Annotated in this window: 15 protein-coding genes; 13 read left to right on the top strand and 2 right to left on the bottom strand. The window is 63.5% G+C overall.

Annotated elements, in window-relative coordinates:
• The first annotated feature begins 45 nt into the window (after positions 1–45).
• The gene (locus tag ACFUOZ_RS13940; protein WP_377549107.1) at positions 46–1,548 is read left to right on the top strand and encodes a CitMHS family transporter; all 1,503 of its coding nucleotides are present in this window, start codon (positions 46–48) and stop codon (positions 1,546–1,548) included.
• A gap of 59 nt (positions 1,549–1,607) precedes the next feature.
• Here ACFUOZ_RS13940 and ACFUOZ_RS13945 read toward each other — a convergent pair whose 3' ends face one another.
• Positions 1,608–2,981: an LCP family protein gene (locus tag ACFUOZ_RS13945; protein ID WP_377549109.1), complete on the bottom strand. Its 1,374-nt coding sequence runs from the start codon at positions 2,979–2,981 to the stop codon at positions 1,608–1,610.
• A gap of 129 nt (positions 2,982–3,110) precedes the next feature.
• On the opposite strand from ACFUOZ_RS13945, the gene ACFUOZ_RS13950 reads away from it, so the two are divergent.
• From ACFUOZ_RS13950 to ACFUOZ_RS13995, 10 genes are all read left to right on the top strand, one after another.
• Complete coding sequence (locus ACFUOZ_RS13950) at positions 3,111–3,488, top strand: hypothetical protein (protein WP_377549111.1); 378 nt, start codon at positions 3,111–3,113, stop codon at positions 3,486–3,488.
• 61 nt (positions 3,489–3,549) lie between these two features.
• Positions 3,550–3,846, top strand: coding sequence for an Asp-tRNA(Asn)/Glu-tRNA(Gln) amidotransferase subunit GatC (gene gatC / locus ACFUOZ_RS13955; RefSeq protein WP_144662020.1), 297 nt, complete (start codon positions 3,550–3,552; stop codon positions 3,844–3,846).
• Between the two features lie 5 nt (positions 3,847–3,851).
• Positions 3,852–5,396 carry an Asp-tRNA(Asn)/Glu-tRNA(Gln) amidotransferase subunit GatA gene (gene gatA, locus ACFUOZ_RS13960; protein ID WP_377549113.1) on the top strand — a complete coding sequence of 515 codons (1,545 nt, stop codon included), beginning with the start codon at positions 3,852–3,854 and terminating at the stop codon, positions 5,394–5,396.
• Positions 5,396–6,904 carry an Asp-tRNA(Asn)/Glu-tRNA(Gln) amidotransferase subunit GatB gene (gatB, locus tag ACFUOZ_RS13965; protein ID WP_377549116.1) on the top strand — a complete coding sequence of 503 codons (1,509 nt, stop codon included), beginning with the start codon at positions 5,396–5,398 and terminating at the stop codon, positions 6,902–6,904. The genes gatA and gatB overlap by 1 nt, the downstream gene beginning before the upstream one ends.
• Before the next feature lie 102 nt (positions 6,905–7,006).
• On the top strand, positions 7,007–7,588 hold the full coding sequence (locus tag ACFUOZ_RS13970; protein ID WP_377549118.1) for a DUF5666 domain-containing protein: 582 nt from the start codon (positions 7,007–7,009) through the stop codon (positions 7,586–7,588).
• A 279-nt stretch (positions 7,589–7,867) separates the two neighbouring features.
• Positions 7,868–8,902: an ABC transporter permease gene (locus tag ACFUOZ_RS13975; protein ID WP_377549121.1), complete on the top strand. Its 1,035-nt coding sequence runs from the start codon at positions 7,868–7,870 to the stop codon at positions 8,900–8,902.
• A 42-nt stretch (positions 8,903–8,944) separates the two neighbouring features.
• A complete protein-coding gene (locus tag ACFUOZ_RS13980) occupies positions 8,945–9,868 on the top strand; it encodes a carbohydrate ABC transporter permease (RefSeq protein WP_377549123.1) in 924 nt (307 codons plus the stop codon).
• A 52-nt stretch (positions 9,869–9,920) separates the two neighbouring features.
• On the top strand, positions 9,921–11,579 hold the full coding sequence (locus ACFUOZ_RS13985) for a sugar ABC transporter substrate-binding protein (protein ID WP_377549125.1): 1,659 nt from the start codon (positions 9,921–9,923) through the stop codon (positions 11,577–11,579).
• A gap of 121 nt (positions 11,580–11,700) precedes the next feature.
• Positions 11,701–12,735: a LacI family DNA-binding transcriptional regulator gene (locus ACFUOZ_RS13990; RefSeq protein ID WP_377549127.1), complete on the top strand. Its 1,035-nt coding sequence runs from the start codon at positions 11,701–11,703 to the stop codon at positions 12,733–12,735.
• Positions 12,736–12,751: 16 nt separating this feature from the next.
• Entirely contained in the window at positions 12,752–13,945 is a 1,194-nt protein-coding gene (locus ACFUOZ_RS13995; protein ID WP_377549130.1) for a Gfo/Idh/MocA family protein, read from the top strand.
• A gap of 86 nt (positions 13,946–14,031) precedes the next feature.
• Here the strand turns inward: ACFUOZ_RS13995 and ACFUOZ_RS14000 are convergent, their stop codons facing one another.
• Positions 14,032–14,961, bottom strand: a complete 930-nt coding sequence (locus tag ACFUOZ_RS14000; protein ID WP_377549133.1) for a LysR family transcriptional regulator — start codon at positions 14,959–14,961, stop codon at positions 14,032–14,034.
• Positions 14,962–15,070: 109 nt separating this feature from the next.
• Between ACFUOZ_RS14000 and tdh the strand changes: the two genes are divergently transcribed.
• Positions 15,071–16,117, top strand: a complete 1,047-nt coding sequence (tdh, locus tag ACFUOZ_RS14005) for an L-threonine 3-dehydrogenase (RefSeq protein ID WP_377549135.1) — start codon at positions 15,071–15,073, stop codon at positions 16,115–16,117.
• Positions 16,118–16,136: 19 nt separating this feature from the next.
• Positions 16,137–17,330, top strand: coding sequence for a glycine C-acetyltransferase (locus ACFUOZ_RS14010; RefSeq protein ID WP_377549138.1), 1,194 nt, complete (start codon positions 16,137–16,139; stop codon positions 17,328–17,330).
• Positions 17,331–17,591: the final 261 nt, after the last annotated feature.

The raw sequence follows: 17,591 nt of genomic DNA on the forward strand, positions 1-17,591 counted from the left end.
GCATCACACCGACGTGGCGCCATTCACAGTAGTAAGGAGCCGGCCGTGCTGGTTTTGCTTGGATTCGCAATGATTGCGGTATTCATGGTCCTGATCATGACCAAAAAGTTGACGCCCGTCCTGGCGCTGATCATTGTTCCCACCGTCTTTGGCCTCTTCGCCGGCGCAGGTCTTGGGATCGGCCCAATGGTCATGGACTCCATGAAGTCCATGACATCGACGGCGGCGCTCCTCATGTTTGCCATTATCTACTTCGGCCTCATGATCGACGTCGGACTCTTTGATCCGCTGGTGAAGTTCATCCTCCGCAAGCTGGGCAACGATCCCGCGAAGGTGGTCCTCGGCACCGCGATCCTGGCAGCTGCTGTCTCCCTCGACGGCGACGGCTCCACCACCTTCATCCTCACCACGGCCGCCATGCTCCCTGTGTACCTGCGCCTGAAGATGAGCCCTGTGGTCCTCACCTGCGTAGCCGGCCTGGCCAACGGCACCATGAACATCCTGCCGTGGGGCGGACCCACCGCCCGCGCCGCTACTGCCCTGAAGCTGGACGTCAACGACGTCTTCGTCCCGATGGTCCCCTCGCTCATTGTCGGCCTGATCGTTGTGCTGGTCTTCTCCTGGCTGCTCGGCCTGCAGGAACGCAACCGCCTCCGTACCGTAGCTCCCGAGATCTGGGGCGACGTCGCCGATCCTTCCGAGGCGTTCGACGGCGGCAACGGCCGCGGCGGCGCTGTTGCAGCCGGTTCCGGTGCCGGTGGATCAGGCAAGGGCGGTTCCCGCTTCGGGGCCGGCCCAAGTAAAACCGCAGGCAAGCCGGGCACCGGTGGAGGCGCCGGCGTCGTGGTCCTGGAACGCACAGAAGAACTGGTGGACGAACACGGCACCGCCATGGCCGACACCGCGCTGGACCCCAACCGCCCCACGCTGCGTCCCAAGCTGTTCTGGTTCAACCTGGCCCTCACCCTTGCCGTCATGGTGACGCTCGTTGCCAACATCATTCCGTTGCCGTTCGTCTTCATGGTCGGCTCGGCCATCGCGCTCCTGGTGAACTTCCCCAAGGTCAAGGACCAGGGTGCGCAGCTGATTGCGCATGCACCATCGATCGTTGCCGTGGTCAGCATGGTCATGGCCGCCGCCGTCCTCACCGGCGTGCTGAACGGTACGGGCATGGTCAAGGCGATGTCCGAATGGCTGGTCCAGATCATTCCCGCAGACATGGGCCCGTTCATGGCGGTCATCACCGGCCTGCTGAGCATCCCCATGACGTTCTTCATGAGCAACGATGCCTTCTACTTCGGAGTCCTGCCGGTCCTCAGCGAAACCGCAGCGCACTACGGCGTTGGAGCCGCAGATATGGCCCGCGCGTCCATCACCGGACAGCCGTTCCACCTGCAGAGCCCGCTGGTCCCGGCAATCCTCCTGCTGGTCTCACTGGCCAAGGTTGAACTGGGTGACCACCACAAGAAGGTTCTCTGGCGCACCGCGGTCATCTCGATCGTCATGCTGGCCGTCGGTGTCTTCACGGGAGCCATCGGCATCGGCTGACAGCCATCAGCCACCGCCGCGCGGGAATGCCCGCGCGGCGGTGGCACCACAGCCCATGATCAGCCTGCCGGGTTAGTTGCCTGGCAGGTCTGGTCATTTGCTGTTTGGCTGGGAATGCTTCCCTGGGCCGGAGCCGGGGCAGGCTTGTCGCCGGAGGCGAAGTCTTCACCGGCGTAGAGCTGGACGCCCTGGATGCCGGTGACCTCCTGGACACTGGTGGCCGGCAGTCCGAACATGGCTGCGATATCGGTGGCGACGTCATCAAAGCCGGCTTGGTAGTAGACCATGGTTTGCGTCCGTGGCTGGGCCTGCAGCCGTGTCGTGTTGGTGTAACCGGCAGCAGCCAGGGTCGCAGCAATGGCGTTGCTGCGGCCCGTCACGGAGGTTCCGTTGGCAACGGAAACCGGCTGGAGTGCCTTGTCGAAGGACGGCTTGGCCGGGGCGCTGGATGCATCTGCCGGGGGAGTGGTTGCTCCCTGGCTGAGGTCCGCGCTGTGCTGGAGGGCAGAGAAAAGCTGGGAGGCGGCAGGCTCTGCCAACGCCAGCCTGTTGGGGTCTGATGGCGCAGGAACCGTGGGGACAGTGATGAAGTTGACCTTGGCGGGGTCGATGTTCTTCAGGCGGTCAGCGATGGTCAGCAACGCCGGAACCGAAGACAACCCTGTGTCCACGGTGAGGTTGCTGGTCATGGTGTCCGCAATGTCCAGTACTTTTTGCGGGTTGGTCAGTGTTCCTTCGGATTTGAGCTTGCGGACCAGCGAACCCAGGAAGGCCTGCTGGGCCTGGATGCGGCCAAGGTCGCCACCGTCAGCGAAAGCGTGGCGGGTGCGCAGGAACGCAAGCGCCTGGTCGCCTTGCACCTGGGAAGTTCCCTTGGGCAGCCGAAGTCCGGAGTCGGGATCGAAGACGGCGGAGTTGACGCAGACGTCCACGCCTCCCACCTTGGTGGAGAGCTCCTTGACGGCATTGAAATCGGCCATCATGAAGTGGTCGATTTCCAGGCCCGTGAGTTTGTTCACGGTATCCACCGCACAGCCGATGCCGGCTTCGGCCATCGCACTGTTGATCATGGCGTCCTCGCGGGCCGCATGTTGCTGGTTGTTGGCTTGGTCCTTGCATTCGGGAACGTCGACCATGAGGTCCCGGGGAAAGCTGATCACGTTGACGTTGTTGTTGTCCGCGGAGATATCCACCAGCATCATTACGTCCGATTGGCCGTAGCCGGATGACTGGTCAGCAGTACCGTACTGGCTGTTCTTGCCGCTGCGGGTGTCACTTCCCAGGACCAGGATCTGGAGCCGGTCCTTGCGGTCATCCACCGGACCCTCGGTGCGGGAACCTCCGGCACCCAGGGCGCTCGTGGAAATGTTGGACTGCAGCCGCCACAGCCAATATCCGCCGAAGCACAGCACTCCAAGCAAGACTGCAGCCATGACGATGACGCCGAGCCTCAGCCAGCGGCGGCGTCTGCGCGGTGGTGTACTGAGGCTGCCATCAACCAGCTTCCCCTGCCCGGGGTAGGCAGAAGCAGCTGGATCGGGTCGGTTGGGGTCGGGACTTTCGTGACGACCTTGCACAGGGCCGGCCTTTCCTCGGGGTCAGAAGCGGCCTATCCTACGGACCGAATCTGGGAACTTCCTCTATCAGCTGGCTCCACGGCTGTCCTGAGCTGCACGTCCACCGGGGTCTGCGGCGCGGAGCTGCGGTGGGCCTTCACCTTTAATGTCTCTCTGCTGACGGTCGTCATCCCGTTGTTCTTGCTCGATGCCGTACCGGGGATCCTCCTGCGCCTCAACGGCCAGCTGCTGGACCATGTCATGCCCACCCAGGCCATGGCGCCATGGTTCGCCCGCAGCGACAAACGCGAGGCCCGTGGTTTCGATGAACTGACGGATGAACAACTGGAGGAACTGAACGCCCAGCACCTGAACCGGCGCTGAAGCCGGTGCGCAGCCAAGTAGACTGGTTCGGAAAACCAATTGAACTTTGCAGGGGAGATCCATGGCTGCGATCAACCGTGACGACGTCGCGCATCTTGCGCGTCTGGCTCACATTGAAATGAGTGCCGAAGAACTGGACAGGATGGCTGTTGAGCTTGCCGTCATCGTGGATTCGGTGAAGAGCGTGAGCGAGGCTGCCGGTGACGACGTCCCGGCCACATCCCACCCGATTCCGTTGACCAACGTGTTCCGCGAGGACGTCGTGGGGCACACGTTCACGGCAGAGCAGGCATTGTCCGGCGCACCGGACGCCTACGAGAACCGTTTCAAGGTCCCGGCAATCCTGGACGAGGACTGATCACCATGACTGAGCTGAAAAACGAACTCATCCACCACTCCGCCGCCGACCTCGCTGCCAAGCTGGCCGCCCGCGAAGTTTCCGCCGTCGAAGTGACTCAGGCGCACCTTGACCGCATTGCCGACGTCGATGGTCAGGTTAATGCCTTCCTGCACGTCAACAGCGAAGAGGCTTTGGCTGTTGCCGCGGAAGTGGACGCTGCCCGCGCCGCCGGTGGCGAAGAACTGCACGCCCTCGCCGGTGTACCGATCGCGGTCAAGGACCTCATCGTCACCATCGGCCAGCCGACCACCGCTGGTTCGAAGATCCTTGAAGGCTGGCACAGCCCGTACGACGCCACCGTGGTGAAGAAGCTCCGCGCAGCAAAGATGCCCATCCTGGGCAAGACCAACCTGGACGAATTCGCCATGGGTTCCTCTACGGAACACTCGGCCTTCGGACCTACCCGCAACCCGTGGGACCTGGACCGCATCCCCGGTGGTTCGGGCGGTGGCTCCGCTGCCGCCGTCGCCGCTTTCGAAGCGCCGCTGGCGCTCGGCACGGACACCGGTGGATCCATCCGCCAGCCAGGAGCCGTCACCGGAACCGTGGGCATGAAGCCGACGTACGGTGCTGTTTCGCGCTACGGGGCCATCGCCATGGCGTCCTCCCTGGACCAGATCGGCCCGGTGTCCCGCACGGTGCTGGACTCCGCCCTGCTCCAGGAAGTCATTGGTGGTCACGATCCCTTTGATTCGACGTCCCTGACCGACCCGTTCAACAACCTCGTTGCCGCTGCCCGTTTGGGCAACGTTGCCGGCATGAAGGTCGGCATCATCAAGGAACTGCACGGCGAGGGCTACCAGGCTGGTGTCGAGAACCGCTTCAACGAGTCCCTTCAGCTCCTGAAGGACGCAGGCGCGGAAATCGTCGAGGTTTCCTGCCCCAACCTCAAGTACGCCCTGGGCGCGTACTACCTCATCATGCCTTCCGAGGTCTCCAGCAACCTGGCCAAGTTCGACGGCGTCCGCTTCGGTTTGCGCGTGCTGCCCAAGGACGGTCCCATGACCATCGAACGCGTCATGGGTGCCACCCGTGCCGCGGGCTTCGGCGATGAGGTCAAGCGACGCATCATCCTCGGTACCTACGCCCTGAGCGCCGGCTACTACGACGCCTACTACGGCTCGGCGCAGAAGGTCCGTACGCTGATCCAGCGTGACTTCGACGCCGCCTTCGCCCAGGCGGATGTCCTCATTTCCCCGACGGCGCCCACCACGGCGTTCAAGCTGGGGGAGAAGCTGGATGACCCCTTGGCCATGTACCTCAACGACGTCGCCACGATTCCTGCGAACCTCGCAGGCATCCCGGGCCTGTCCCTGCCCGGCGGCCTTGCCGATGAGGACGGCCTGCCCGTCGGCATCCAGTTGCTGGCCCCTGCCCGCGAAGATGCCCGCCTGTACCGCGTGGGTGCGGTCCTCGAATCCATCCTTGAAGAGAAGTGGGGCGGCCCGATGCTGGCACAGGCACCGGCACTCGGCTCAGCTTCAACCACCGCCGGAGGTTCCAACTAATGTCCGTCGACGCAATCCTGAGCTTCGAAGAGGCCATGGAGAAGTACGATCCCGTCCTGGGGTTCGAGGTCCACGTTGAACTCAACACCAAGACCAAGATGTTCTCCTCCGCCCCCAACGTCTTCGGCGATGAGCCCAACACCAACGTCAACGAGGTTGACCTCGGCATGCCCGGCGTCCTTCCCGTGGTGAACAAGGCCGCCGTCGAATCTTCGATCAAGATCGGCCTTGCCCTGAACTGCAAGATCGCCGAGTCCTGCCGTTTCGCCCGGAAGAACTACTTCTACCCGGATACCCCGAAGAACTTCCAGACCTCCCAGTACGACGAGCCGATCGCCTACGACGGTTACCTCGACATCGAACTCGAGGACGGAACGGTCTTCCGTGTGGAAATCGAACGTGCCCACATGGAAGAGGACGCCGGCAAGCTGACCCACATGGGCGGCGCCGCCGGCCGTATCCAGGGTGCAGACTACTCGCTGGTGGACTACAACCGCTCCGGTGTGCCGCTGGTGGAAATCGTCACCAAGCCGATCGAGGGCGCCGGAAGCCGCGCACCCGAACTGGCCAAAGCGTACGTCGCCGCTGTTCGCGAGATCGTGAAGAACCTTGGCGTCTCCGATGCCAAGATGGAACGCGGCAACGTCCGCTGCGATGCCAACGTTTCTTTGCGCCCGCATGGCCGTGAACGCTTCGGCATCCGTTCGGAAACCAAGAACGTGAACTCGCTGCGCGCCGTCGAGCACGCCGTCCGTTACGAAATCCAGCGGCACGCCGCCGTCCTCGAGTCCGGCGAACCGGTCATCCAGGAGACGCGCCACTGGCACGAGGACACGCGTTCGACGACGTCGGGCCGGCCCAAGTCCGACGCTGACGATTACCGCTACTTCCCGGAGCCGGACCTGGTTCCGGTGGTTGCCTCCCGGGAGTGGGTGGAGGAACTGCGCGCGACGCTTCCCGAGCCTCCGGCAGAGCGCCGCAAGCGGCTCAAGGAAGCCTGGGGCTATTCGGACCTGGAGTTCCGCGATGTCGTGAACGCCGGTGTCATGGACTCGATCGAGGAAACCATCGCAGCCGGTGCCTCCGCCGATGTGGCGCGCAAGTGGTGGATGGGTGAGATCGTGGGCCGCGCCAAGGTTGCCGATGTCGAGCCCGCCGAACTCGGTGTGACTCCGCAGCTGATTGTCGAGCTCAACAAGCTCGTCGAATGCGGCAAGATCAACAACAAGATGGCCTCGCAGGTCCTTGACGGCGTTCTTGCCGGCGAAGGAACGCCTGAGGAGATCATCGAAAAGCGCGGCCTTGCCGTGGTTTCGGATGACGGTCCGCTCCTGGAAGCCATTGACGCTGCACTGGCTGCCCAGCCGGACGTGGCCGAGAAGATCCGCGGCGGCAAGGTACAGGCCATCGGTGCCATCGTCGGCGGCGTCATGAAGGCCACCCGTGGCCAGGCTGATGCAGGACGGGTACGCGAACTCATCCTCGAGAAGCTCGGGGTGGACGGCTAAGCAGCCGGACACCCAATTGGGTCGCAGTTGTTGCCGTTCCGAATTCCCGGAAAGGCACCAACTGCGACCCACTTTTTGTTGGTCCGGGCGCACAATTAAGCCATGGCCACTCTTTCGCCGGGCCTTCGCAAGGCCCTTCTAGCCGGCGGGATCGCCGTCGCTGTGACCGGTGCCGGGAGCGCGGCAGTGTGGGCCGGCACCCAGCCCGGCCCCACGCCGTCGGACACGTCCTCCAGCACCCCCGCGCCAAGCCCCTCCGGGTCAGCCAAAGCCGGGCCCAACCACGCACGCGGCCAGGGGATCCACGGAGAGCACGTCCTCAAGCAGCCGGACGGGAGCTTCCGCACCGTTGTGACCCAGGCGGGAACCATAGAGTCAGTCAGCGGCTCCGACATCACCGTGAAGAGCGAAGACGGCTTCACGCAGCGCTATGTCATCAACGGCGACACGAAGATCAGCAAGGTTCCCACCGATGCCGCGCAACTCCGGAACGGCAAGGGCAAGCACCCACTGCCGTCGGCCACAGCGGCTGAGCTGAAATCCGGAGATGCCGTGCACATCAGCGGCACGAAAGCCGGAGGTGCGGTCACCGCTGACAGGATCGTCTCCGGAGAACTGCCGGCAGGCGTCAAAGGCCACGGCATGAAGCGCGGCCACGGGCCCATCCAGTCGTTCACAGGCTAGCTTTCACGGCCGACGCACCCCTTTCCGCCGCGCGCGCCAGTAGCTCATCGGCCTCGCGCCCTTTTGCGCCCTTCGCACCCGTGGTTACAGGTGCGCGCCGCGCAAAGTGGCGCGATGACGGCCGCCTGATTTTCAAGCAGTGATGAAAACTGATTTCTATGAGCAGTTTCAATCATCTTCTTGCAAAAGTCTGATAGCTCCTTTATGGTTTGTTAAACGGTTAACGAGCGTGGCGCGAATCACAATGACGGATTCGCGCTCAGCACTTGAGGAGACAGCATGAACTCGACGACGGAACAAGCTCCGGCATTGCCCGAAGCCCGCCGAGTCCCACCCGGCACGGGTGGAAACGCCCTCGAAACCGGTGCGAAGAAACGAAAGACGAACAAAGCCCCGCAGAAGAGCTTCCGGTCCCGTCTGCGGCGGGACAAGCAAATGCTCCTCATGATGGTGCCGGGCGTTTTGTTCCTGCTGCTGTTCTTCTACATCCCTATCCTTGGCAACGTCATCGCCTTCCAGGACTACCAGCCGTACCTCGGCATCGGAGACAGCCTCTGGGTGGGCTGGCAGAACTTCGTGGACTTGTTCGGCAACCCCGACTTCATCCACGCTTTCTGGAACACCCTGTACCTGGCCGCCTGGCAGCTGGTCTTCCTGTTCCCCGTGCCGCTGGTCCTGGCACTGATCGTGGACTCCCTCATCAGCACCCGGGTCCGGAAGATCTTCCAGAGCATCGCCTATTTGCCGCACTTCCTGTCGTGGGTGCTGGTGATCGCGTTCTTCCAGCAAATGCTCGGCGGGGCCGGCTTCGTCAACAACCTGCTCCGGGATTGGGGCATGGAACCCATTCCCTTCATGACCAACCCGGAAACCTTCCCCGTGATGGTGGTGGTCCAGATGATCTGGAAGGACGCTGGTTGGGCCATGATCATCTTCCTGGCAGCCCTGGCCAGCATCGACGCCTCGCTCTACGAGGCAGCGGCCGCCGACGGCGCCGGGCGGTGGCGGAGGATGTGGCACATCACCCTTCCCGGGCTGCGTCCCGTGATCGTCCTGCTCCTCATCCTGCGCATCGGTGACATCCTTTCGGTCGGCTTCGAGCAGTTCATCCTGCAACGGGACGCTGTCGGAGCAGGTGCTGCCGAAGTCCTGGATACCTTCACGTACTACACCGGCGTGGTGGGAGGCGGCTGGAGTTCGGGAGCGGCGGCCGGTCTGGCCAAGGGCGTGGTCAGCGCCCTGCTGATCTACGGCGCCAACAAACTTGCCCACCGCTTCGGCGAAGACGGAATCTTCGCAAAACAAGTGCGCTGAAAGCCACGCTGAGCCGCGCGCCCGCCGGACAAGGAGAAACCCATGGCAACAACACTTTTTGCAAGGAAACCCCGGGAACTGACGTATAACCCCAAGCGCCCGGTATGGAAGGAAAAGCCTTCCGCCCTCTATCAAACGGTCAAAGCAGTAGTCCTGATCGTCTTCAGCTTGTCCATCCTCACACCGATCCTGCTGGTGGTCTCAACATCCCTGGCTGATACGGAACAACTGGTCAAGGCCGGCGGGTTCGTGCTCTGGCCCGAGCGGCCCACGCTGGAGGCCTACGCCACCATCTTCAAAGGCCCCATGGTCCTGCAATCCCTCGGTGTCAGCATTCTGATCACAGCAGTAGGCACCATCCTGGCGCTCTTCGTGACCATCACCATGGCTTACGCCACCAGCCGTGCGGTCCTCTTTGGCAGGCCCGTCATCCTTGCGGTGCTCTTTACCCTGCTCTTTGCGCCCGGGCTGATTCCATCGTTCCTGATGATCCGTCAACTGGGGCTGCTGGACTCCCTGTGGTCGCTGATCCTTCCCGGAATCTTTGGAGCCTTCAATTTTGTGGTCATGCGCTCGTTCTTCATGAACATCCCAGGCGAACTGATCGAAAGTGCCAGAATCGACGGCGCCAACGACTGGCAAATTTTGTGGCGCATCGTAATGCCGCTGTCCAAAGCCGTGATCGCCGTCGTCGGACTGTTTTACGCAGTGGGCTTCTGGAACTCGTTCTTCAACGCCCTTCTCTACATCAACGACCACAGCAAATGGCCCATCCAGCTGTTGCTGCGGAACTTCGTGGTTCAGGGGAGCGGGGCGGCAGACCAGCTCGGCATCACCACAACGCCCCCGCCGCAGTCCATCCAGATGGCCGTCGTCGTGGTGGCCCTGGTCCCCATCCTGATGGTCTACCCCTTCCTCCAAAAGCACTTCGCCAAGGGCGTCATCACCGGCGCCGTCAAGGGCTGAGCCCGACAACCTCCTACACACACCAATGCACGTAACCAGAAAGGGTTATGCCATGACGAGCACTACCTCACAGGCTGGATTCAGCCGCCGCGGTTTCCTTGGCCTTGCAGGCCTGGCCGTGACCGCCGTCGGTTTGTCCGCCTGCGGTGGTGGCGGGGCCGGAAGCAACGGAGGCGCCGCAGCCTCCGCCTCGGTCAAGTTGCCCACCTACAAGGAATTCACCGGCGTCACGCCGGACATCGCAGGCAACGCCCAGGGCCTCCAGGCCGGCTATTTCAAACTGCCCACCCCTGTGCAGTCAGTGAAGACGCCCCCTCTGAAGGGGAAAGTCACGGGCCTGACGGAAACGTTCGAGACCATGAGCCCGGGCCTGAAGGACAACCCCTTCTGGCAGCGCCTCAATGCCAAGCTGGGCGGAGACCTGGAACTGCAGATCGCCGAGGACATCGGTGACGGCTATCCGGCCAAGTTCGCCACCGTCCTGGCCAGCAACGACCTCCCGGACATGATGTGGGTTCCGCCGAACCAAGGCATTCCCAACGTGGGTCCCATGCTGGAGGCGAAGTTCCAGGACCTGACGCCCTTCCTTTCCGGTGACGCGGTCCTTGAGTACCCCAACCTGGCCGCCCTTAAGCCCGATTCCTGGAAGACCGCCGTCGTCAACGGCAAGATCTGGGGAGCGCCCATCCCAAGTACCCCGTTCGGGCAGGTGTACCTGGGCAACCACGACATGTGGGCCAAAGTGGGTGGCTTCGAGGCTTCAAACGCCGATGAGTTCCTGGACAAAGCCAAGGAACTGACCCGTCCGGGTGACCAGCAATACGCCCTGGAGCCTGCCTACATCAATGCCCTGCACATGGTGACCGAGTGGTTTGGTGCCCCGAACAGCTGGGCAGTCAACAAGGACCGCACGCTGACCCACCTCTACGAAACCGATGAGTACCTGGCCGGCGTCGAGTTCACTGCAAAGATGTTCGCTGCGGGTGTGTTCTATCCGGACTCCAAGGCGACAGATATCCGCGCCCGCGTCGCAAACGGCAGTGTGGGTGCCCAAGTGGTGTCCGGCCCGCACGACGTCCGCAGTTACCGTGCGCTGAGCCGCACCGCGAAGTTCGACATCCTCATTCCGTTCAGTGCCGACGGCAAGGTCAAGCCCACCTACGACATGGGCTACGGAACCGTTGGCTTCACACCGTTCAAGAAGGCCGACGAAGGCAAGATCCGGGAACTCCTGGCGCTCATTAACTACCTGTCCGCGCCCTTCGGCACCGTGGAGTACATGCAGAAGAACTTCGGCGAGCTCGGGCAGGACTACACACTGGACGGCAGCGGCAACCCAGCCCGCACGGACACAGGAAGCACCAACGCCCCTGGCCTGGTCTCGGCGCTGAACATCATGGCCAGCCCCGAAAACGTCATCTTCAACCCGGGATTCGACGACGACACCCGCTACGTCAGCGAGCAGGAAAAGAAGCTCCTGGAGATCGCCTGGCGCAACCCCACCAATGGCTCCTACTCGGACACCAATGCCAAGGTGGGCGCCAAGATCACCAAGCAGCTCCGGGACAAGGTAGTGGACATCATCACCGGCCGCGCCAAGATCGACGAGCTCAAGGACGCCGTCAAGCGCTGGAAGAGCGAAGGCGGGGACAAGATGCGCGACGAGTACCAGGCCGCTCTGGACCCCAACGCGCCAGTCTTCCGGAGCTAGGACTCTCGTTGTGAGGCCCGCTCTGCGCAGTTTGGCTCGCCGAAAACACGCAAAGCAGGCCCCGCAACGCAATACGATCGAGCAAAAGAACGAGACGCGCACACCAACTACAGGGGGAACCATGGCAAAAACAGGCAGCACCGGAGTCCGGCCCACCATCCGAATGGTGGCCGAGCTGGCGGGCGTGTCAACGGCCACGGTTTCGTACGTGTTGTCAGGGCGCCGGGGAGATAGCGGACCGGGTGTTTCGGATCCGACGGCGGAGAAGGTCAAGGCTGCTGCGGAGCGGCTGGGCTACCGCCCCAACCAGGCAGCCCGGGCCATCCGGACCGGCCGGACCAACACAGTGATTCTGTCGTTGACCATGCTCTCTGATCCCTGGTCGTTGTCAGTCATCGAAGCCGTGCAGAAGGCGGCGGGCCCGCTGGGAATCACGCCAATGATCCTCGGCGATGCGGACTGGGTCAAGGTGCTCGGGACGCACAATGCGGACGCCGTGTTTGTCGATGCTGTCCGCCATGATCAGCGGGAGGACCTGCGGAAACTTGCGGAGCGCGGAGCCACGTTGGTGGTCTTCGATGAAGAGGTGGAGCCGGAAGGCTTTGACGTGGTTCGTTCCATTGCCGGGCCAGGCTGCCGCATGGCCGTGGAGCATCTGCTTCACGGCCATGCAAAGGTCGCCTGCCTGACCCCGGCCACGGCCGCCGGCACATCCGGAGGAACGCGATACCGGGCCTACGCCGAGGCGTTGGCCGCAGCAGGAATCACGGAACGGCAGGACTACGTTGGATTGTTCGATGGTACGAGCGCCGGCGCCTATGCTGCCGCCACGAGACTCCTCAGCCTGCCGGACAGGCCCACCGCCATCTACGCCACCACCGATTACGCCGCTGTCAGCGCCATCAACGCGGCCCAACGCCTGGGCCTGGGGGTCGGCTCGGACGTGGACATCATCGGTGTGGGCAACACCGTGGAAGGCGAGCGGATGTCGCCCTCGCTCAGCACCGTAGGTCCCGTGGACTTCTTCGACAAACTCGCCCGGCGGCTCCTGAAGAGGGCAACCGGCCATGCAGACCCTGCCGTCCTCGACTTCCCCTGGCACCTGTTCGTGCGCGAATCCGCGCCGCACCGCAGTGCCGCCACCAGACTTAGATAAGAACCAGTAAAGGAACATGCACACCATGGAAAAGGATTTGAAGGTCGGCATCGTAGGCTTCGGCCTGCGCGCGGGGTTGTGGAAACACGCCCACAAGCCCGGCCAGGGCTCGGAGGTCACCATCATCTGCGATCTCAGCGAACGCGGGCGCGCCGATGCCGCCGAGCGCATTCCCTCCGCCCGCGTCACGGACGATCTTGAGGAATTGTTGACCAGCGGCCTTGACGCAGTGCTGGTGCTGACCCCCGATCACCAGCACGCCGCCGTCGCCATCCGGACCCTGAAGGCGGGCATTCCGACCTTCTGCGAGAAGCCGCTGGATATCACTGTCGAGGCTGCGGACCTGATCCTGAAAACCGCCTACGAAACCGGCACGCGCCTGTACGTTGGCCACAATATGCGCCACATGCCTGTTGTAGTACAGATGCGCCAACTCATCGAAGAGGGCACCATCGGCGAGGTCAAAGCGATCTGGTGCCGGCATTTCGTGGGCCACGGCGGCGATTACTACTTCAAGGACTGGCACGCCCAGCGGTCCAACGTCACCTCCCTGTTGCTCCAAAAAGGTGCCCACGACATCGACGTCATCCACTGGCTGGCCGGCGGCTATACCAAGCGGGTTGCCGCCGTCGGCGATCTCGCCGTCTACGGCGAGGTGGCCAACCGATCCGATAACACCGGCAAGCGCATGGGGGATTGGTTCTCCCTGGACAACTGGCCGCCGACTGAGCAGAAGGACCTGGCGGAGGTGATCGACGTCGAGGACATTTCCATGATGAACATGGTCCTGGACAACGGTGTGCTCGCCTCCTACCAGCAATGCCACTTCACCCCGGACTACTGGCGGAACTACACCATTATTGGCACCAAGGGCAGGATCGAGAACTTCGGCGACGGGCCCGGGGAGACCATCAACGTCTGGACCTCGCGGACGTCGGGGCGGGGGGAACCTGACCGGGTCATCACCATTCTGGACGGAGAGGGCGGCCACGGTGGCGCCGATCCGCGACTGATCGAGGAGTTCCTGCGCTTCGCCTCGGAGGGCGGGACCACCCAGACCAGTCCCATCGCGGCCCGGCAGGCCGTGGTTGCGGGAATCCTGGCTGCGGAATCGTTGCGCGGTGACGGCTCGGCGCGTGAAGTGCCGGAACTGCCGGCGGACCTGGTGGAGTACTTCGACGCCGGACAACCCGCCTTGGTCCGCGACTGACCCCAGCCGGTGGCCCCCGCCGCCGCTGACCCAACTGGGTGACAGATAACGCTCCACTGAGCCCTCAGTAGAGCATGTGCTGTCACCTAGTTGGGTGAGGTAAGCCCGGTCATGACGGTTTGAAGTGACTCGCAAACCGTCATGACCGATTTCCTTTTGAGGGTCTCCGGTCGGGCCAGGATGTCGATCTTGCGCACCGAGTTGACGCCCGCCAACGGACGCAGCACCACTCCTGCATCCAGCACACGCCGCGCGGTGAAACGCGGCAGCAGGCCGATCGCGCCGCCGGCCGAAACCAGCGCAGCCACTGTCGAATAGTCGTTGATGCGGTGCAGCACTTCCGCGGGTCGCCCGCTGACGGCGACGACGGCGGACAGTACGTCCGCGGGGGAGTAGCCATCGCGACTGGTCACCCAGGCTTCATCCACGACGTCGTTCGGCTCCAGTTCGCTCCGGGCCGCCAGCGGGTGTGCTGCGGGCAGCGCAATGTCCAGGGGCTCATCGGCCAGCGGGATCACCGCCACTTTGTCCTCGGGCCACGGCGGGCTGTTGTCCATCCGATGCGCCAGGACAAGGTCGTAGCGCGCCACCAACCCGGGGAAATCCTCCTGGGCCACGTCCTCGTCGGAGAGGCGAAGCCCCGGCGACTTGCCGCCGTCGGACGCTTTTCCGGATGCCAGCAACGCCGCCAAAGGGGCGAACAACGCTTGGCCCGCGCTGTGGAAGGCGCTGACGCTGACCGGCGCGTCGGGCGCGTCGTGATAGGCGCCTATGGCGGCCCGCGCATCTGCCATGGCATTGACGACGGCGGCGCCGGCCTCGGCGAGCACGCGGCCGGCGTCGGTCAGCACCAGGGCCCGGCCCTCTTTGCGCGTCAACGGAACGTCCACGGATTTCTGCAGGAGTGCAAGCTGTTGCGATACGGCCGAGGGGGTCACCATGAGGGTCTCCGCGACGGCTTTGACGCTGCCGAGGTCGCCGAGTTCCCGCAGCATCTGCAACTGATGGATTTCCATTAGCAAATCCTAAATCGTTGATTGAGAAGAATCTAGTTGTGCTAAATCGTGGACGGGCTTTCAATGGAAGTCAGCAGCAGCGAAGCAGCATCAAGCCAGTGAGGAAACCATGAAGGCTCTCTACAAATCCGGACCGCAGGCAGGGTTCGAACTCGTTGACCGTCCCGAGCCCGAAGCCGGCCCGTCGGAGGTCAAGATCCGTGTGATGACCACCGGCATCTGCGGCACCGACCTTCACATCCAGAGCTGGGATGCCTGGGCCCAGAGCATCATCGAAACCCCGCTCATCGCCGGTCACGAGTTCTACGGTGAAGTGGTGGAAATCGGCGAGGACGTCCGCGACGTCAAGGTGGGGGACCGGGTCTCCGGTGAGGGCCACGTGGTCTGCGGGATCTGCCGCAACTGCCGTGCCGGTCGCCGCCAGATGTGCATCCACACGGTCTCGGTCGGCGTGCAGCGCGATGGTGCGTTCGCGGAATACGTCGTCATCCCCGAGACCAATGTCTGGGTCCACCACGACGAATCAGTCACCCCCGAACTCGGTGCCATCTTCGACCCCTTTGGAAACGCCGTCCACACGGCGCTGAGCTTCCCGCTCGTGGGCGAGGACGTGCTCATCACCGGTGCCGGACCCATTGGACTCATGGCCATCGCCGTCGCCCGTCACGCCGGTGCCCGCAAGATCGCCATTACCGATGTTTCCGCACCCCGCCTGGAACTGGCCAAGCAGATGGGCGTGGACCTCGCCGTCGATGTGTCCAAGATGCGCGTTCGCGAGGCACAGCAGGAACTCGGCATGCGCGAAGGCTTCGACATCGGCCTGGAAATGTCGGGACACCCCACGGCACTGCCTGAGATGATCGAGAACATGAACCACGGCGGACGCATCGCCATGCTCGGCCTGCCCAGCCAGTCCATCGACATCGACTGGGGCAAAGTAGTCACGCACATGCTCACGCTCAAGGGCATTTATGGTCGCGAGATGTTCGAAACCTGGTACGCCATGAGCGCCATGCTTTCTTCGAACCCCGTGCTTCACCGCAACATTTCCGCCGTCGTCACCGACAAGCTGCCCGCCACCGAGTGGGAGAAGGGCTTCGAGATCGCCCGCAACGGCGTGGGCGGCAAAGTGGTCCTTGACTGGACTGAACTCTAGGAACCTCAGGAGCGATTCAATGTACTCAGCCATCAAAGACCAACTCCAGGGCGAACTCGATGAGATCCGCAGCGCCGGACTCTTCAAGACCGAACGCCACATCGATTCCCCGCAGGCAAGCCACATCGCCGCGGGCCAGCTCGGCCAGCCGGCCAACAAGGTCCTGAACTTCTGCGCCAACAATTACCTTGGCCTGGCCGACCACCCGGAGATCATCGCCGCTGCGAAGTCCGCCATGGACGAGCGCGGGTTCGGCATGGCCTCCGTCCGGTTCATCTGCGGCACCCAGGACCTGCACCTGGAACTTGAGGCCCGTGTTTCGGCGTTCCTCGGCACAGAGGACACCATCCTGTTCTCCAGCTGCTTCGATGCCAACGGCGGGGTCTTCGAGTCCCTCTTCGGCCCGGATGACGCCATCATCTCCGACTCCCTCAACCACGCCTCGATCATCGACGGCATCCGGCTGAGCAAGGCCAAGCGCTTCCGCTACGCCAACCAGGACATGGCCGATCTCGAAGCCAAGCTCGTTGAGGCTGCCGGTTCGCGACGCAAGATCATCGTCACCGACGGCGTCTTCTCGATGGACGGCTACCTCGCGCCCCTGGAAGCGATCTGCGACCTCGCCGAGAAGCACGACGCCCTGGTCATGGTGGACGACTCCCACGCCGTGGGCTTCATGGGCCCCACCGGCGCCGGCACCCCTGAGCACGCCGGTGTCTCTGACCGCGTGGATATCTACACCGGCACGTTCGGCAAGGCCCTCGGCGGAGCCTCCGGTGGCTACGTTTCCGGCCGCGGCGAGATCGTTGCGATGCTGCGCCAGAAGGCCCGCCCGTACCTGTTCTCCAACTCCCTGGCTCCCGCGATCGTTGCAGCCACCATCAAGGCGCTGGAACTCGTGCAGGGATCCGGTGAACTGCGCACCCGGCTCTTTGACAACGCCGCGCTGTTCCGTCGCCGCATGAGCGAAGAAGGTTTCGAACTGCTCGACGGCGAACACGCCATCATCCCGGTCATGTTCGGCGACGCCGTGGTTGCGGCGAAGGTTGCCGATGAGATGCTCTCCCATGGCGTCTTCGTCACGGCGTTCAGCTACCCCGTGGTGCCCAAGGGCGCAGCCCGCATCCGGGTACAGCTCTCGGCCGCGCACAGCACGGACGACGTCGAAGCTTGCGTCCAGGCGTTCGTCAAGAGTCGCGCCGCGGTCGCCTAAGCCCGGCGCTCGTTCACGTTCCGCGTGTTTGAGCTCGGCGCTCGTTCACGTTCCGCGTGTTTGAGCCCGGCGCTCGTTCACGTTCCGCGTGCTTGGGCCCGACGCTCGCGCACGTCCCGCATGTTTGGGCCCGACGCTCGTTCATGTCCCGGGTGCTTGGGCCCGGCGCTCGTTCATGTCCCGGGTGCTTGGGCCCGGCGCTCGTTCATGTCCCGGGTGCTTGGGCCCGGCGCTCGTTCATGTCCCGGGTGCTTGGGCCCG

Origin of the sequence: Paenarthrobacter sp. NPDC057355, from assembly GCF_042667405.1 — a bacterium.
Classification (GTDB): Bacteria; Actinomycetota; Actinomycetes; order Actinomycetales; family Micrococcaceae; genus Arthrobacter.

Coding starts and splice junctions, on each gene's coding strand:
- ACFUOZ_RS13945 (WP_377549109.1), bottom strand. CDS start 2,981: ATGGCTGCAGTCTTGCTTGGAGTGCTGTGCTTCGGCGGATATTGGCTG.
- gatC (WP_144662020.1), top strand. CDS start 3,550: ATGGCTGCGATCAACCGTGACGACGTCGCGCATCTTGCGCGTCTGGCT.
- gatA (WP_377549113.1), top strand. CDS start 3,852: ATGACTGAGCTGAAAAACGAACTCATCCACCACTCCGCCGCCGACCTC.
- gatB (WP_377549116.1), top strand. CDS start 5,396: ATGTCCGTCGACGCAATCCTGAGCTTCGAAGAGGCCATGGAGAAGTAC.
- ACFUOZ_RS13970 (WP_377549118.1), top strand. CDS start 7,007: ATGGCCACTCTTTCGCCGGGCCTTCGCAAGGCCCTTCTAGCCGGCGGG.
- ACFUOZ_RS13975 (WP_377549121.1), top strand. CDS start 7,868: ATGAACTCGACGACGGAACAAGCTCCGGCATTGCCCGAAGCCCGCCGA.
- ACFUOZ_RS13980 (WP_377549123.1), top strand. CDS start 8,945: ATGGCAACAACACTTTTTGCAAGGAAACCCCGGGAACTGACGTATAAC.
- ACFUOZ_RS13985 (WP_377549125.1), top strand. CDS start 9,921: ATGACGAGCACTACCTCACAGGCTGGATTCAGCCGCCGCGGTTTCCTT.
- ACFUOZ_RS13990 (WP_377549127.1), top strand. CDS start 11,701: ATGGCAAAAACAGGCAGCACCGGAGTCCGGCCCACCATCCGAATGGTG.
- ACFUOZ_RS13995 (WP_377549130.1), top strand. CDS start 12,752: ATGCACACCATGGAAAAGGATTTGAAGGTCGGCATCGTAGGCTTCGGC.
- ACFUOZ_RS14000 (WP_377549133.1), bottom strand. CDS start 14,961: ATGGAAATCCATCAGTTGCAGATGCTGCGGGAACTCGGCGACCTCGGC.
- tdh (WP_377549135.1), top strand. CDS start 15,071: ATGAAGGCTCTCTACAAATCCGGACCGCAGGCAGGGTTCGAACTCGTT.
- ACFUOZ_RS14010 (WP_377549138.1), top strand. CDS start 16,137: ATGTACTCAGCCATCAAAGACCAACTCCAGGGCGAACTCGATGAGATC.